The sequence below is a fragment of the Campylobacter sp. MIT 12-8780 genome (assembly GCF_006864535.1).
Taxonomy (GTDB): domain Bacteria; phylum Campylobacterota; class Campylobacteria; order Campylobacterales; family Campylobacteraceae; genus Campylobacter_D.
Window position 1 is genome coordinate 231,390 of the sequence record NZ_QHLL01000001.1, and the last position, 16,738, is coordinate 248,127.

The following is a 16,738-nucleotide window of genomic DNA, read 5'->3' on the forward strand; positions in this document are numbered from 1 at the left end:
AATTTAATTTTTCCATTTTTGTATTTTAAGTTTTAAAGTATAGCAAAAAGAACTTAAATTTATGTCATATTGTGTTTAAATCTATCCTTAAAACGCCTATCATTGCACTTTTATAAAAGTCAAATCAAACATATAAATAGGCTTTAAATGTAAAAATAGCAAAAAAAATATCAATATTTGGCAATTTTAAGCAAAGTTATTATAAAATACGCTTTATTTTAATTTTTCAAAGGAGAAAAAATGGCAACTTTTGATGATGTAAAGAGTGTCGTTGTAGAGCAATTAAGTGTAGATGGTGATTCTGTAAAATTAGAATCTAAAATCATTGAAGATCTAGGGGCTGATTCTTTAGATGTGGTTGAGCTTATTATGGCTTTAGAAGAAAAATTTGGTGTTGAAATTCCAGATGGCGATGCTGAAAAACTCATCAAAATCGAAGATGTAGTAAAATATATAGACGAACATTTGTCAAAATAATTTAATTTTATCTTAAAAATTTTAAGATTGTAAATTAAAAGGAGTAAAATTTGGCAAGGGTTGTAGTTACGGGCATTGGAATGATCAATGCTTTAGGCTTAGACAAAGAGAGTTCTTTTAAGGCGATTTGCGAAGGCAAAAGCGGTGTAGATAAGATCACGCTTTTTGATGCAAGCGAATTTCCCGTGCAAATTGCAGCTGAAGTAAAGGGTTTTGATCCTTTAGAAGTGATTGATCCTAAGGAAGTAAAAAAGCTTGATCGCTTTATACAGCTTGGCATAAAAGCTGCCAAAGAAGCGATGAGTGATGCAAACTTTGATGAGAATTTGGATAAAGAAAGCTTTGGAGTCGTTTCTGGTGCTGGTATAGGTGGTTTGCCAAATATAGAAAAAAACTCAGTTACCTGCTTTGAAAGAGGTGCAAGAAAAATTTCACCTTTTTTTGTGCCTTCTGCACTAGTAAATATGCTAGGTGGAGTGATCTCGATAGAACACGGCTTAAAAGGACCTAATATAGCCTGCGTTACAGCTTGTGCGGCTTCAACTCACGCCATTGCTGAAGCATATAAAAGTATAGCCTTAGGCGATGCTGAAAAAATGCTAGTTATCGGCGCTGAAGCAACAATCTGCCCTGTGGGTATAGGTGGCTTTGCGGCGATGAAAGCTCTTTCTACGAGAAATGATGATCCACAGCACGCCTCACGCCCTTTTGATAAAGAAAGAGATGGCTTTGTGATGGGTGAGGGTGCTGCGGCTTTGGTTTTTGAAGAATACGAAGCAGCCAAAAAAAGAGGGGCAAGAATTTATGCCGAGCTTGTGGGATATGGCGAAAGTGGAGATGCTCATCATATCACTTCTCCAAGCCTTGATGGACCGCTTCGCGCTATGCAAAAAGCCTTGAAAATGGCTGGGGGCATAAAGATAGATTATATCAACGCACATGGCACTTCAACTCCAGCAAATGATAAAAATGAAACAGCAGCGATTAAAGAGCTTTTTGGTGCTAATATTCCGCTAATTAGCTCTACAAAAGGACAGCTTGGGCACTGCTTAGGTGCGGCTGGAGCTTTGGAGGCTGTGATTTCTTTGATGGCTTTAAATGCTGGCATAGTTCCACCAACTATTAATCAACTTGTCAAAGATGAGGATTGTGATTTAGATTATGTGCCAAATGTAGCTAAGAAAGCTGAACTCAAGGCTGTAATGAGCAATTCTTTTGGCTTTGGTGGCACAAATGGTTCGGTGATTTTTAAAAAGTTGGATTAAATGGCTGCGTATTTGGATTTTGAAAAGAGTATTCAACAAATTGATGATGATATTGTTAATGCTCAGATTAAAGGCGATATCGACGCTGTAAATATACTTAAGAAGAATTTAGAAAAAGAAATTGCTAAGGTATATAAAAATTTAAGCGACTTTCAACGCCTCCAACTAGCTCGTCATCCTGATCGCCCTTATGCGCTTGATTATATCGAGCTTTTACTCAGCGATGCTTATGAAATTCACGGCGATAGAACCTTTAGAGATGATCCAAGTATAGTGTGTTTTATAGGCTATCTTGGTGGAAAAAAGCTTATGATTATCGGCGAGCAAAAAGGGCGAGGCACAAAAGATAAAATCGCTAGAAATTTTGGTATGCCTCACCCTGAGGGCTATAGAAAGGCTTTAAGAGCCGCAAGATTGGCTGAAAAATTTGGCTTACCTATACTCTTTCTTGTCGATACCCCGGGAGCATATCCGGGTATTGGAGCTGAAGAAAGAGGACAGAGCGAAGCTATAGCTAGAAATTTATATGAGCTGAGTGCCTTAGAAACCATAACACTTGCTGTAGTTATAGGTGAAGGTGGAAGTGGCGGGGCTTTAGCCATAGGTGTAGCTGATCGTTTGGCGATGATGAAAAACTCTGTATTTTCTGTCATCTCTCCTGAAGGCTGTGCGGCTATACTTTGGAACGATCCAGCCAAAAGCGAACAAGCTGCCAAAGCCCTTAAAATAACAGCTGATGATCTTAAATCTCAAGGCTTGATTGATGCAGTGATTGATGAGAGTATCAATGGAGCCCACAGAAACAAAGAAATCGCTGCAAAAAATATCGCTACTTATGTAAGCAAAGCCCTAGAAGAACTTGAAAACACAAACAAAAAAGAACTCGTTGCAAGTAGAATGCAAAAGATTCTTTCTTTGGGTGCCTTTGAAGAAGCTTGATCTTTGGAGTATTTGTATTATACACAAATTTTGCTCCATATTTAAAAATAAGGTCTTAAATGAATTCTTTTAACTTTTGCTTAAGTATGTTTCTAGGGGGGTGGAGTATCAAACTCTAAACAATCTTTCTTCAAACAAAGTCTTTTTTCTTTCTCTTTAGCTTCTTTATTTATACCAAATTTGCAAAGGGTGTTTTAATGTTTAGCTTAATTCACACTCTTTATCTTTTTTTTGCTCATACTTATAGTGCTTTTAAAAAAAGTAAAACTATTTACAAAGGCTTAAAAAGACTGCCTAAAAATACGCAACTTCAATTTAAAATTCTTGACATTAAGCCTTCTTCTTTATTTTTTCTCTCTAGGGAAGAAATAAGAGCTTTTTTTGAGTATTTTCAGAATGTGAATGCTATTCTTTTTCAAAGAGCTTCTTTTTCATTTAAGCATATAGCCCCTTCAAGTTTGTATTTTATCTTTATGCATTTAGAAGAAATCCAAAATTGGTTAGCTTCAGCTAAATTTAAAGAAAAATACCTTGATACTAAACATCCTTATCCTCCTTTGCTTGATTGCGAACTTTTACAAACCCAAAATGGGGGGAGGCATTAATAAATGAATCTTTAAGCTATGTTGATATAGAAGCTGAAATAGCTTGGGATTTGAATTTGGCTTTGCCTAAAGGATATAAATTTACTTATATTACCTTTGGATCAAGTGGTTCTGAGGCTATGGTAAAATTTTTTAATTATTGTAAGGTGAAAACCTTATTTCACTGGACTTTGGATAAGGATAAATTTGCATATTATTATAGAGTCTTACAAGATAAAAATAATTTTTGTGCATTAACGCTTTGTTGTATCAATGAAGGTATTTGGGCTAAGTCTAAATTACCCTATCTCATCGATGAAAAAGTTCCTCTGCTTTTTGTTGCTAGAGATATTATAGAAATGATTAGAGTTATTGTCAATCATACAGGGCAATTACATATTGATCCTTTAATGAAAAAGTTCAATTTAACTTGCGATTATACCAAGCTTTTTCCAAAGATGAATTATGCTATATCAAATAATGAAAAGCCTAAAATTATCATTAAAAACCTAGTCCATCGCCTAGCTTTTCAAACTAAAATCAAACAATGGCAACACTTCATCAAAGAAGTCATTTGCATAGATTTTAACGATATAAAACCTGATAAAGCCTTTAAAACTTTTAAAAATTTAGCCTTAAAATTTGGCTTTGAAAGCCCAAAAGATGAAGCTATTTTTAAAGAAAAAATTAGCGTAGCTTCTAGTGGGCGTTTGGCAACTTTGCCTGTTGTTTTATATGCTCATGAAGATGATTTAAATAATGTTTTTACAAAAAATGCAAAAAATCAAAGTCAAAATTTGCAATCATTTCAAAAAGAAGACGGTATAAGCTTCATCATAGGGGTTTATTTACAGCTTAAAGCTAAGCTTCAAAGCGGCTATATCGATATAAGTAAAGAAATTTTAGATCAAAAGATTATCATTAATGATAGGGAGTTGATAGTATGTATAGAAAAAGCAGAATATGAAATATTAAAACTTAATGAAAAACTTATGAATGCTAGCAAAGCTTATATTCAAGGCTATATTAAAGCTTTGATTGAAAATGATAAGCAAATAGTTTCAAACTTAATAACTTGCGAGCAAATTTTAGAATATTTAAGAGAAAATAAAGCTGAACGTAAAGCGGTTAAACAAACCTTAGATCAAGAATATAGCTATATTAAAGAACATTATTCGCATTTTTTTAAATCTTGGAAGTATTATAATGAATTTGAAAAAATGTGTGAGGAGTTGGATAAAAAAGATTAAAGCACATATAAAAATTTAAAGCAAACTTGGTAAAAATCAAGCTAGTTTTAATAAAAACTTTTCAAACTAAAAAAAGCTAAAACACTAAGAAAAATCATTTGGGTCTATATCTGCACTGACTTCTTTGTATTGCTGGGCAAACTGGGCGATTTTGATCAAATTTGTATGCGTATGGCTTCTTAGTAAAAGATAAAAACGCCATTTTGCGTTGATGAGCTCTATAGCACAGCTTCCAAAGCCTATAAGTTCAGCACTTTTAAGCTTTTTAAACTCACCAGCTAAAAACTCGCAAAGCTCTTTTGCCTTTCTTTGCTCTTTATGTTCGATGACAAGTCTTAAAAGCCTTTTAAAAGGCGGATAAAGGTTTTTTCTGTTTTCAAGCTCATCTTGCAAGAATTGATCATAATCCTTAATATAAGTTTGAAAAAAAGCCTTTTGCTTGCTTTGTATAAGCACCCTGGCTTTTCCCTTGCGTCCAGCCCTTCCAGCTACTTGCATAGCAAGAGCAAGACATTCTTCACTGGCTTTATAATTGGGACGAAACAAAAACTCATCAAGCCCTAAAATCACGCTTAAATCCACACTATGATAATCATGTCCTTTAGCCAGCATTGAAGTGCCAACTAAAATATCAATCTTTTGCTCGTTAAAGTCCTTAAGTATAGTATTAAGCTTAGTCATACTTGTGATTTTATCGCGATCAAATTGAGCGATATTTGGGCTAAACTCACTTAAAGCCTGCTTTAATTGCTCGCAAAGTTCTGCTGTGCCTATCTTGCTTGCCTCAAGCATGACGCCTTTACAATGAGGGCAAATTTGATCTATAGGCTTTACAAAGCAGCAATAATGGCATTTTAAAAGATTTTTATTTTTATACACGCTCATGGCTATGCTACAAAATGGGCATTTGATCCTCTCACCGCAGTTTTTACACTGCACTTGGCGGAAATTTGCACGACTTGGTAGAAAAATCACAGCTTGTTTTTTTGCTCTTAAACTTGTTTTAAGCTCTCTTAAAACAAGGCTTGAAAGCCCTAAATCACTCTCATCAAAGATAAATTCTTTTTCACTTTCATAAAAGGTGCCTTTGAGTCTAAAATGCTTTTGCTTATAAAAGCTGGTTAAACTTGGCGTGGCTGAGCCTAAAAGCACTTGTATATCATGCTTTTGTCCTAAAAAAACAGCTAAATCCCTTGCATTGATATAAGGCTTGTTGCTTGCCTTATAAGAATTATCATGTTCTTCATCAACGATGATAAGCCCTAGTTTATGAAAGGGTAAATTTAAAGCTGATCTTGCCCCAGCAACAAGTAAAATTTCACCATTTTGCAAGGCTTTTAAAGCCTCATCTTTTTTCTTTTTTGAAATTTTTGAATGCCACATGATGAATTTATCTTCAAAATACACACTCAAACGTTTCTGCATTTGTGGGGTAAGTGAAATTTCTGGCATTAAAAGCAAGGCTTGCTCGCCTTTTTGCATATATTTTTCAATAAGCTTTATGTAAATTTCAGTTTTTCCACTGCCTGTATCTGCAAAAAGAAGGCTTGAGCTTTGAGCTTGTAAAAAATCATAAGCCTTGCTTTGCAAAGGACTTAAACTCACGCTTTTTAAAGGGCTAAAAGCATTGGTTTCATAGGGCTTTAAAAGCTCAAAAGAAGCCAAAACAAAGCCAAGCTTGCAAGTATAATAATAACTTATAAAGCAAGCTAGCTCAAATTGAGTCTTACTTAAAACGCGTCCAGTTTTTTCTATGATAGCCTTAGTCATAAAATTTGGCTTTGAAAGTTCTTTAAGAATGATAGCCCTATGAGGCTTATTTTGCTTGCCAAAAGGCACGATTACCTCGCTTAAAAGCTCGCATTCAAACTCGCTTTCATAAGTAAGATTATCAAGATAAGAGCCTATAATGGCAAGTTCATAATAGTTCATAAAAGCTCTTTACAAATACTTGAACTTACACACTCAAAACTCATAGTGCTAGGCTCATATACAAAGTCCACAAAGCTTTTACTACTAAGATAAAAACGATAGGTTCGCTTTCCTGTTTTCATCCATGCTTTAGAATTTGAATAAATTGGACTTGCCAACACACTTTTTGTGCAACAATCGCCCCCATTACATGCCTTAATCTCACTTAAAGAGCAATAAAATAAAGTCTGCTTTTCATTCATTATACTTGCTTCATCAAGCACGGCTAAATTTTGTGCTTGAGTGAAAATATCTTGATTTTTATGAAAAGCTAAAGCACTTTGTATAGTTGTAAAATCAGCCTTTAAACGCAATAAATTCGCATCTTGCTTGTTAAGATGAAAATACGGCAAAGCAATACCCACAAGCAAGGCTAAGATAAGTATAACTAAAACAAGTTCAAGCAGGGAAAAAGCTTTTTTAAAAGCCATAAATTTTACTTTAGCGGTGTTTCGTTGATCGTTTTTAAAAGCTTATTAAGTTCTTTTTGCAACATATAATAATCATAACTTTTCTTCACAAAGGCATTAACGAATTGTTTGAGTTCTATTTTTTTTGTCCCATTTGAAACAAGATCAATATCGGTTTCAAGATAGTTTGCAAAATCCTCCCCGCAACGAACGGTAAAATCTTTTGCTGAAACATTGACGATGACTTCTTTTATCCCATCACTTGCCAAGTACAGCCTCTATTTTCTTAGTAATATCTTCGCTGACTATGTTTTTGCTTTTTAGCTCTTCTTCAAGTCTTAAAATTTCATTACTTTTAGCTTCATTTTGAGCTTTTACACTCACAAGTTCATTTCTTAAATTATCGCAGGTTTCTACGAGTTCGTTATAACGCTCTAAAAGCTCATTAACCTTATCTGTAAGTGTGTTGATAATCTTATCATCATACATTGATTTTGCCTTTTTGAAAAATATTTTTCTAATTGTAGCAAAAAAGTTTTAAATTTTAAGCATTTTTTTGTAGAATTTGGCTTTTTAAAAGGAAAAAAGTCTATGAAACTCACCAGCGAATTTAGCCCAAGCCCTGATCAAAAACAAGCCATTGAAGGTATAGTTAAAAGCATAAAAGCAGGCAATAAATACCAAACCTTACTCGGTGTTACAGGCAGTGGAAAGACTTTTACTATGGCAAATGTGATTGAAAAACTAAACATGCCAACCTTGATTATGAGCCATAACAAAAGCTTGTGTGCCCAGCTTTATAGTGAATTTAAGGGCTTTTTTAAAGAAGATTTTGTGGAGTATTTTATCAGTTATTATGATTATTATCAGCCAGAAGCGTATATCCCACGCACTGATGTTTTCATAGAAAAAGATAGCTCAGTAAATGAGGACTTAGAAAGGTTGCGTTTAAGTGCTACAGCTTCACTTTTAAGCTATGAAAATGTGCTTTGTATAGCCAGCGTTTCAGCAAATTATGGTTTAGGCAATCCAAATGAGTATGTAGGCATGGTTTTAATCCTTGAAGAAGGTATGAAGTTTAGCCAAAAAGAGCTTTTAAAAAAGCTTGTGGATATGGGTTATAAAAGAAATGATGCCTTTTTTGATAGGGCTGATTTTAGAGTAAATGGCGATACTATAGATATTTATCCAGCTTATTTTGAAGATGAGGTGGTAAGGCTTGAGTTTTTTGGTGATGAGCTTGAAAGAATGTATCATGTCAATGTGCTTGAAAACAAAAAGGGTAAAGGGCTTAAAAAATTTATACTCTATCCAACAAGCCAGTTTAGCGTTGGTGAAGTAAGGCTAAAACAGGCTATTAAAGACATTAAAAAAGAACTTGCCTCCAGACTAGCTTTTTTTGAAAATGAAAATAAACTTGTGGAGTATCAACGTCTTAAACAAAGGGTTGAGTTTGACTTAGAAATGCTTGAAAGCACGGGCATGTGTAAGGGCATTGAAAATTATGCTTTGCATTTAACAGGCTTAAAGCCAGGAGATACGCCTTATACGCTCTTTGATTATCTTAATATAAATGATAGAAAATTCCTTGTTATCGTCGATGAAAGCCATGTGTCTTTGCCTCAGTTTAGAGGTATGTTTGCAGGCGATAGAAGCAGGAAGCAAACCTTAGTAGATTATGGTTTTCGCTTGCCCTCAGCCCTTGATAATCGCCCCTTAATGTTTGATGAGTTTATCAACAAAAATTGTCAATTTCTCTTTGTTTCAGCAACCCCAGCACCCCTTGAGCTAGAACTAAGCAAAAATCAAGTCTTTGAGCAAATCATGCGTCCAACAGGCTTGCTTGATCCTTTAATAGAACTAAAAGATAGCGACAATCAAGTTGAAATTCTCTTTGATGAGGCAAAAAAGGTTATAGCTAGAAATGAAAGAGTTTTAGTTACTGTGTTAACTAAAAAGCTAGCTGAAGAACTTAGCCGCTATTATATAGAGCTTGGTTTAAAGGTAAAATACATGCACTCTGACATCGATGCTATCGAGCGAAACGAGATCATAAGAGGGCTTAGAACAGGGCTTTTTGACATACTCATAGGCATAAATTTGCTCCGTGAGGGACTTGATCTGCCTGAAGTTAGCCTTATTGCTATAATGGACGCTGATAAAGAAGGCTTTTTAAGAAGTACAACAAGCCTTATTCAAACCATGGGTAGAGCAGCTAGAAATGTCAATGGCAAGGTTTTACTCTTTTGCAAAAAAATCACAAAGTCCATGCAAGAAGCCATGGACATCACAAGCAAACGCAGAGCCTTACAAGAAGCTTATAATAAAAAGCATAATATCACCCCAACTTCAGTCAAAAGAAACCTAGAAGATAGTCTTAAAAATGATCTTGATGAGGCTGAAATTTATCGCAAGGGCAAAAGCTTAGAAAAAATACCAGCAAGTGAAAGAGCAAAGCTTGCAAAAGAGCTAAGAAAGCAAATGTTAGAAGCTGCTAAAGCACTTGAGTTTGAAAAAGCAGCCGCTTTAAGAGATGAGATAGCCAAGATTCGCACTTTATAAATTGCTTTAAATTTGCTTACCTATACTTTGCTTGTCAAGTCCTTTTTTAAGTATGAGATCGATAATGGGCTGTTCTCTTTTATTAGCCCTCTTGCAATGATCTTTTTGAAAAAAATCAGTGATTTTTATCACCACCTTAGCCCAAGTTTTTTTTCTTTCTCGCCACGCATGCGAAGAGAGGCTTTCCCACGCATAGCCATTAAATAGTGTAGCATTGACAAAATGATCCATAGCGCGCACACCTTGACGCACCCTTGCTACACTGATGAAAATTCCTACAAAAACGATAAAAATATACCCTATGATAAACAAAGGCACCACAGCACATAAAAGCAAGGTGCCAGCTAGCTTTTCTTTCATTCACTCTTTCTTTTACTAAACTTGATATACATTCCATTTGCCGTGCGTATAGTAAGACGTCCAACGACATCTGGGATAAAATTTTCTTGTAATTCTAGCTTATATTTGCTTAAAATATAACTAAGTATAATCATAGCTTCTTGCATAGCAAAGCCCTGCCCTATACACACCCTTTCTCCCATACCAAAAGGCATATAAGCGTCTTTATTTTCAAGCTTTTCAAATCTTGAAGGATCAAAATCATCTGGCTTGTGCCAAATTTTGCGGTGGCGATGTATGAGCCAGGGAGCGACAACCACACCTGAACCTTTTTTAACCTCTTTATCACGAATTTGCGTATCTTTTCTAGCACTTCTAGCAAAAAATCCAACCGGTGGATAAAGCCTTAATGCCTCTTTAAAGCAGTAATTAAGCCATTTAAGCTTTTTAATATGCTCGATTTTTGGCTCTTTTTCATCTTGTAGAATTTCTTTTAACTCCTTATAAGCTCTTTCTTGCTCATCTTGATATAAAGAAAGCAGATATAAGGTCCAAGTTAAAGAACTTGCCGTGGTTTCATGTCCTGCTAAAAAGAGCATGGAAACTTGATCAAGGATTTCCTTAAAAGAAAAACGCTCATTTGTATCGCTATCAACAACCTTAAGCAAAGAAGCTAAAATATCATTTCTCTCTCCTGCTAAACCCTTGTTTTCTTCTTCATAGCGAGGCTTGATGATGTCGCTAAGCACCTTTCTTATCACTTCTCCAGCTTCTAAACGTTTTTTCTCACCAAGTAAATTTGAAAGCCATTTTGGAAAGCAAAACATTTGTCTCATCGCTGTTCGCACGCTTTGTTCTTGAAAAGTCACAAAGGCATCAAGTATGATTTTACCTTTTTGCTCATCAAGTTTTTCGCTCATTATAGTGCGGAAAATCACATCAGCTGTCACAAAGGTCATCTCCTCATCAACTTCGATAATGCCATCTGCTTGCTTGTCAAGCTGCTTTTCAAGGCGAGTGATTAAGTCCCTAGCTGCTGCACTCATAAGCTCAAAAACCTTATCTATCCTTGTCATCTCAAAGCTTGGACGCAAAAGCTCTCTTTGTTTTTTCCACACCTCATCATTTGTGGTAAAAATGCTTTGTCCTAAAAGCGGCTCTAAAAGGCGGTGCAAAAGCTCACTTTTTGGGAATTCTTTGACCTCACTTACCATGATTTTTTTTACTTCTTGGGGATTATTCACCACAAAAAGATCAAAGCCAGGCATTTTTACCCTGCCTGTTTGCATACTATAACTTCTCTCATATAGTCCATCAAGCCATGATCTGCGTTTGAGCAAAAAAGTCATTAAATTTGATGCCTTGTTTTTGTGGGGTTTTGGATAGAAAGGACATTGTGCCATAGTGTTTTACCTCGCTTTGATTTTGTTTTCAAGCAAATTTTCATCAAGCACAAAAGCAAAAAAGTCATATTCGCCTTTGTGCTGGCTTGCTTCTAAATATAAAAAATGGGCTCTATACCAATCACGTCTTATTTTAGCGTATTCTTCTTTGCTATAAAGCTTATAAAAATGTGTGGAAAGAAAAGAAGGCGCAATCTGCATATCCTCAACTCCGCTTGTTTTAAAAAAATCAACCTTATAAAAACATGCTCCATCAATCTTGGAAGTAAAATCAAACCAAATAAGCTTAAATTGAGCTAAAAAGGCAAGATTTTGTTTGTATAAATTCTCATGTTTATGATAGCTCATCAAAGGCACGCATTCGCCCAAAGTAAGCACCTTAAGCTTATCAAAAGGGATATTTTCATCAAGGCTTTGCTTAATCAAGTCTGCAAGCACATTGATGATTAAAATCGTGCCTACACTATGTGCGCAAAGTATGAGTTCGTAATTTTCTTTTTGTGCGTTTGCTTTCAAGGTTTTAAAAACAATTTTAGCAAATTCAGCCGTTCTTGCGTCAATATCTTTAATCTCACCTCTAGCCCAACGAGAACAAAACGCACAGATTCGCGAGAGCCAAAATGCCGCTGTTTTATTGCCTATCTTAAAAATAAGCTTGCTTGAAAAATATAGCACAAGCAAGGAAAATATCACAGCTACAATCTCATGACTTAAATTTGTTATAGGTTTAAAGCTCAAAAAGATCAAAGCAAAGATAAACAAATAACTAAAAAGCACATAAAAAAATGGATAAAATCCAGCTACTAAAGGGGCTTTGCACGCCTTTGCAAAACGCACAAACAAGCCCGTAATCACATAAATTTTAAAAAAATCAAAAGCATCGGCAAGTATAGAAAAGATATTTTTATGCCAATTTGCCTTGACTATGTCATTCCATGCTAAAAAATGATAATAATTTTGCGAATTTTCACCTTGAATACTCCAAGAAGTGTGGAATTTACTTTCTTGTTTATTCTTAGAGAGTATGAATTTTTTTTGTGCCATTTTTTCATAAAAGGCTAAATTTTTTTTAAACATTAAATAATAATATCTAAAGCCTCTTGGATCATATCCTGCTATGTAGAAAATATCTCTTTTTTGCATTATAGCTCTTTGTTTTTTTAAGAATTTAACTAAAATTAATTAATCAATTCCTAACATTTATAAGAGCAAAAAAGCCTAATTTATAGTGATCTTGCGAGTTTATTGTTAAAGATCTAAAAAAGAATTTTTGTAAAAATTGCCATTGATTTGATTGTTTTGTATGAGATAGCTTCTAAAATTTGTATAGAGTTTATAATTTGGCTTAAACGCATGGGCTTCTTTCCAAAATATATCTAAAGGTTTTTGATAGCTCAAGCCCTCTATATCATAAAATGCCTTACCGCACACCTTAAGCGGGCAGTTATGATACAAGGCTGAAAGCCCTACGGTTGAATTCACCACCACACAACCCAAAGCATCGTTTAAAAGACTTGGTAAGTGAGCATCGTGTATATAAAACACTCTTCCTTCAAGCTTGTATTGCCTACAAAGCCTATCTATCAAAGCACCATAATGAGTATAACCCCTATCCATAGGATGATGCTTAAATACAAGGCAGTGTTTATCTCTAGTATTTAAAGCAAAAGAACTTAGCGTTTGAATGATGAAATGCTCGACACTCCTGCCCTTATAATGCTTTAAAATTTGTGTATCATTAAATACCTGCAAAACAGCGACGAAATACTTCCCTTTGAGCTTTTTAAGCTCTTCATTCGTCTTTTTTTCACTCAATTTATACCAAAATTTCCTATAAAAAGCTCGTATCCAAGGGATAAGTTCAAGAGGACTTAAAGAACGATGATGTAAGCGGTTATTGTAAAATGGAGCCAGCAAAAAAGCAAAAAGCCAATACCAAAAAGCAAAAAATGCCATGCACTCAAAAGCACCCTCAAATTTCTTATTCGCAGCACTTACAGGAATTTCAAGATCAAGATAAAAATTCTTATCCCTAGGAAGCTGAGAATTTGCATTAACGCCGTTTTTCTCAAAAGTGATGAAATTTGGGCGAAGATAGCCTTCTTCAAAGATATAAACGCCTATTTTAAGGCTTTTAGCAGCCCTTATAGCTATGCTATGCAAAGGACGGCAGTCATTGTAAGTGATGATATAATCGATCTTGTGTTCTTTGCAAAAATTTTTAAAAAAGGTTTTGAAATTTTTAAGCTCGCCTTTATACTTATGAGCGTTAAAAGGATAAAAGAACTTATCTCCGCCGTTAAAATTAAGCTTAAATACCCTAGTGTCATTTTGTTTGAGTTTTTTTGCGAGCTTGCTGAAAAAAGGACCGATTGGACCTTGCAATAAAAGAACATTTTTACCAGCAAATTCTTTCATCTTTTGCTTAAAATTCATAATGACTAATGTATCCTCGCCCTATATTTTTGAAATAAAATATTGATTTTTACAAAATTTTAATTATAACAAAAAAATAAAAATTTAACTTGAAATAAAGTCTAAAAAGCGACATTTTTTTAAATTTTCTTTATGCTCTATCTTGGCTTTAATGCAAGAATTTATTAAGGAGACTTTCCAAGTCAAATTTAATTTTTTATGAAAAAGTATTCATACACTCGCCTTATCTTTCTTAGGCTAGTATTTCTTAAAGTCAGCAAAAACCTCAGCCATTTTTTAGAAAAATACGCATTTTGAAGCTCAAGCAAACTCTTAAAGGCTGGCTCAAACTCGCAAAGTTCTTTATCTTTAGCATTGATATATCTTGGATATATAAGCAAAACTCCTGCGACAAGCTCTTCAAGGCTAAGCTTTCGCTTTCTACGAGCACAGACAAGTTTATCTATACTTAAGCCCCAGCCAGCATAAAAAGGAAGTCCATACACCACCACTTTTTTAGCTCTTAAAATCGCCTCAAAACCAACGGTTGAAGTGATAGTATGCACCTCATCAACGCTATCTAAGCAAGAATGCAAACTCACATCACTTACAATCTCATCACAATACTCAAGTATGATTTTTTCATCTTTTAGCCCTTTTCTGTTGCCACTTAGCACATCAGGGTGGGGTTTAAAGACTATATAAGCATCTTTGTTTTCAAGCCTTGCTTGCTTGATAAGCTCTTGAGTGCTTAAGTTAAAGCCACCAAGTAACATAGAAGCGTCATCTTCAACTTGAGCGGCGATGAGGAGGATTTTTTGTCCTTCTTTGGCGTTAAATTTTATATTTTTATGAAAATCGTTGTTGTATTTTGAGAATTTGTGTTTAATGATCTTTGCGATGATTTTTTGCGCTCTTTTAATATGACTTTGATCAAACTCATAATTTTGCAAGAGGTATTCTAAATCACTTTCCTTGCTTGGATCGATATAAAGCCCTTTGCTATCAACCACTAAAGAAAAAGGGCGCGTCAAATCAGAACCCAAAGAAACCGAGCGGATAAAGCCATCTTCAACTCTAAAAATTCGCACCCTTTCGCCAAAAACTTCTTTGATCTTTTCATCACTAAAACTTGCTCCCCACACAAAAAGCTTATCATTATCTTTAAAATTTATGGGCTTTTTAAGGGAATTTAAAAAAATGAGCTTGTTTTTTTTAGCCTTAAAAAAAGGCTTGATAAAAGGGCGTTTCCAAAGTGAAAAACCTAGGAAAAACAAAGTATTTGAATTTATTTGCTCGATCGTTTTATACTTGTAAAGCGAGTTTATCGTATCTAAAATATCGCTTTTTTCTTGTGAGTAGGGATTGAAATACTCGCTATAAAGTATATACGCTCCTGCAAAAAGCTCCTCAAGTGTAAGCTTTTTCTTGCGACGAGCGCAGACAAGTTTATCTGTAGTTAAACCCCAGCCCGCATAAAAGGGCAAGCCATAACACACGCACTCACAACCACACAGCAAGGCTTCAAAGCCCATTTGAGAAGTCTTTGTATAAACCTTATCAAAATGCTTAAGCAAGGCTATGGGATTAAAATTTTCTTTAAGTAAAGTGCAGTTTGGGGGCAAATTATCAAAGTCAAAATCAGCTTTTTTCTTTTTACTCAACACATCTGGGTGAATTTTTATATAAATTTGAGCGTTTGGATTTTCTTTTATAGCATCATTTATCATCTCTTGGGTGCTAAACTGCAAGGCTAAGCCGTATTTTAAGGACGCATCATTTGCACTTTGAGTGATGATTAAAATGCGTTTTTGCTTTGTTTTTTTAAAAAAATCAGCTGGTAAATCAAGTGCGTTATTGTATTTGCTTAGTTCGTATTTTTTGATAAGCTGTATGGATTTTTGAGCGATTTTAAGCAAATTTTCATCTTGTTTAAAATCATATTCATTGAGTATGTTTTCAAGCCTTGAAGGCGAGGTAGCATCATAATAAATTCCCACATCATCACGCACCAGACTAAAACTAGGCGAATGCTCAAGCCCTAAACCAACAGAGCGTAAAAAACCATCTTCTAAAAGCTCAAATTTAGCCTTATATCTTTGAGCTTGTTTTAGCGCCCAAAGTCCAGAATTCTTACGCCCCCAACCATAAAATACACTTGCTTTATCAACCTTAACACCTAGTATAAAAGGCTTAAGATTTAAAAAAGACTTGACATTGTTTATAAGGCGTTTGGAGTTTGCGTATCGTTTCATAAGAGCCTTGAAGGTGGCGGACAGAGAGGGATTTGAACCCTCGAGACCCGTTAAGATCTGCACCCTTAGCAGGGGTGTGGTTTCAGCCACTCACCCATCTGTCCTTTGTAGTTTTAAAGCTGTAATTATAACGAATTTAGCTTGAATTTAACTTAAAAAACTCAAGGGGCTTAAATCCGCTAACTTTATTTTTAACCCAAAAGCAAAATAAACATACCAAAAAACAATAAAGAAATTTAAATATTTCTTAAGCTCAAAAAGCCTAAAGAAGCTGTGTTATAAGCTAAGATAGGCTAAGATAAAAGTTATCACAAAAGCAAAAGCAAGGGTTAGAAGCTGTTTTTGCCTGTCTTTTTTCATCGCTACAAGCGTGATCATCAGCCCTGAGATGTAAAGAGTGATCAAAGCTAGTCCAAAACCCACAGAAAGCACAGCAAAATACCATTTGCCCTTATCCTTATGAAGCATGATCATATCGCCAAGCAAACTTCGCTCTTTTGTAGTAATAATAACTTGATCACTTTCTTGCTTGATATTTACACTATAATGCACCCCACCCATACTCATACCACCTTCTCTTTTATCATTTTTAAGCTCGGTATGACTTGGAATTTTAAGTTTGAGCTCTTTAAGCAAAGTAAGAAGTTCTTCTTTTTCTTTGCCTATAGTAAGCGTTTGTTTTACGCTAAAGCTTTGTTCTTTAAGTCCTATATCTTGATTTGCTCCAAAGATATAAGCTATACCTGTAATAGCATACATCAAAGCAAGTGGCAAGAAAAATAAACTCACATAAATATGAATTTGACGAAAAAATTTATTTTTATTCATATCAAAATCCTTTCATTTTATGTATCAAAATTTAATATTT

At 34.7% G+C, this 16,738-nt stretch carries 16 protein-coding genes and 1 tRNA gene; 6 read left to right on the forward strand and 11 right to left on the reverse strand.

Annotation, left to right across the window (positions count from 1 at the left end; all coding sequences use genetic code 11):
* The first annotated feature begins 240 nt into the window (after positions 1-240).
* From acpP to DMB95_RS01130, 5 genes are all read left to right on the forward strand, one after another.
* On the forward strand, positions 241-477 hold the full coding sequence (gene acpP, locus DMB95_RS01110) for an acyl carrier protein (RefSeq protein WP_137632700.1): 237 nt from the start codon (positions 241-243) through the stop codon (positions 475-477).
* 50 nt (positions 478-527) lie between these two features.
* A complete protein-coding gene (locus DMB95_RS01115) occupies positions 528-1,742 on the forward strand; it encodes a beta-ketoacyl-ACP synthase II (protein WP_142930551.1) in 1,215 nt (404 codons plus the stop codon).
* A complete protein-coding gene (locus DMB95_RS01120; protein WP_137632698.1) occupies positions 1,743-2,681 on the forward strand; it encodes an acetyl-CoA carboxylase carboxyltransferase subunit alpha in 939 nt (312 codons plus the stop codon). It begins immediately after the preceding gene.
* Between the two features lie 197 nt (positions 2,682-2,878).
* Positions 2,879-3,286 (forward strand): hypothetical protein, encoded by a 408-nt coding sequence (locus DMB95_RS01125; RefSeq protein WP_142930552.1) that lies wholly within the window; start codon positions 2,879-2,881, stop codon positions 3,284-3,286.
* A gap of 56 nt (positions 3,287-3,342) precedes the next feature.
* Complete coding sequence (locus tag DMB95_RS01130) at positions 3,343-4,515, forward strand: DUF2972 domain-containing protein (RefSeq protein WP_142930553.1); 1,173 nt, start codon at positions 3,343-3,345, stop codon at positions 4,513-4,515.
* An 84-nt stretch (positions 4,516-4,599) separates the two neighbouring features.
* Here DMB95_RS01130 and DMB95_RS01135 read toward each other — a convergent pair whose 3' ends face one another.
* From DMB95_RS01135 to zapB, 4 genes are read right to left on the reverse strand one after another with little or no spacing between them, the layout of a single operon-like run.
* Positions 4,600-6,447 (reverse strand): primosomal protein N', encoded by a 1,848-nt coding sequence (locus DMB95_RS01135; protein WP_142930554.1) that lies wholly within the window; start codon positions 6,445-6,447, stop codon positions 4,600-4,602.
* The gene (locus DMB95_RS01140) at positions 6,444-6,917 is read right to left on the reverse strand and encodes a prepilin-type N-terminal cleavage/methylation domain-containing protein (RefSeq protein WP_142930555.1); all 474 of its coding nucleotides are present in this window, start codon (positions 6,915-6,917) and stop codon (positions 6,444-6,446) included. The genes DMB95_RS01135 and DMB95_RS01140 overlap by 4 nt, the downstream gene beginning before the upstream one ends.
* 5 nt (positions 6,918-6,922) lie before the next feature.
* The gene (locus DMB95_RS01145; RefSeq protein WP_137632694.1) at positions 6,923-7,165 is read right to left on the reverse strand and encodes a hypothetical protein; all 243 of its coding nucleotides are present in this window, start codon (positions 7,163-7,165) and stop codon (positions 6,923-6,925) included.
* Complete coding sequence (zapB, locus tag DMB95_RS01150) at positions 7,155-7,385, reverse strand: cell division protein ZapB (RefSeq protein ID WP_137632693.1); 231 nt, start codon at positions 7,383-7,385, stop codon at positions 7,155-7,157. The genes DMB95_RS01145 and zapB overlap by 11 nt, the downstream gene beginning before the upstream one ends.
* 102 nt (positions 7,386-7,487) lie before the next feature.
* Between zapB and uvrB the strand changes: the two genes are divergently transcribed.
* Positions 7,488-9,458, forward strand: a complete 1,971-nt coding sequence (uvrB, locus tag DMB95_RS01155) for an excinuclease ABC subunit UvrB (RefSeq protein WP_142930556.1) — start codon at positions 7,488-7,490, stop codon at positions 9,456-9,458.
* Between the two features lie 6 nt (positions 9,459-9,464).
* Here the strand turns inward: uvrB and DMB95_RS01160 are convergent, their stop codons facing one another.
* The 7 genes from DMB95_RS01160 to DMB95_RS01190 form a co-directional block, all read right to left on the reverse strand.
* On the reverse strand, positions 9,465-9,818 hold the full coding sequence (locus DMB95_RS01160; RefSeq protein WP_142930557.1) for a hypothetical protein: 354 nt from the start codon (positions 9,816-9,818) through the stop codon (positions 9,465-9,467).
* Entirely contained in the window at positions 9,815-11,200 is a 1,386-nt protein-coding gene (locus DMB95_RS01165) for a cytochrome P450 (protein ID WP_137632690.1), read from the reverse strand. Before DMB95_RS01165 ends, DMB95_RS01160 begins: the two co-directional genes overlap by 4 nt.
* 6 nt (positions 11,201-11,206) lie before the next feature.
* The gene (locus DMB95_RS01170; RefSeq protein WP_142930558.1) at positions 11,207-12,343 is read right to left on the reverse strand and encodes a DUF829 domain-containing protein; all 1,137 of its coding nucleotides are present in this window, start codon (positions 12,341-12,343) and stop codon (positions 11,207-11,209) included.
* Positions 12,344-12,448: 105 nt separating this feature from the next.
* Complete coding sequence (kpsS, locus tag DMB95_RS01175; protein WP_137632688.1) at positions 12,449-13,636, reverse strand: capsule polysaccharide modification protein KpsS; 1,188 nt, start codon at positions 13,634-13,636, stop codon at positions 12,449-12,451.
* Between the two features lie 188 nt (positions 13,637-13,824).
* Entirely contained in the window at positions 13,825-15,870 is a 2,046-nt protein-coding gene (locus DMB95_RS01180; RefSeq protein ID WP_142930559.1) for a capsular polysaccharide biosynthesis protein, read from the reverse strand.
* Positions 15,871-15,884: 14 nt separating this feature from the next.
* Positions 15,885-15,974, reverse strand: a tRNA-Ser gene (locus DMB95_RS01185).
* 172 nt (positions 15,975-16,146) lie between these two features.
* Positions 16,147-16,698: a hypothetical protein gene (locus DMB95_RS01190; RefSeq protein ID WP_137632686.1), complete on the reverse strand. Its 552-nt coding sequence runs from the start codon at positions 16,696-16,698 to the stop codon at positions 16,147-16,149.
* Positions 16,699-16,738: the final 40 nt, after the last annotated feature.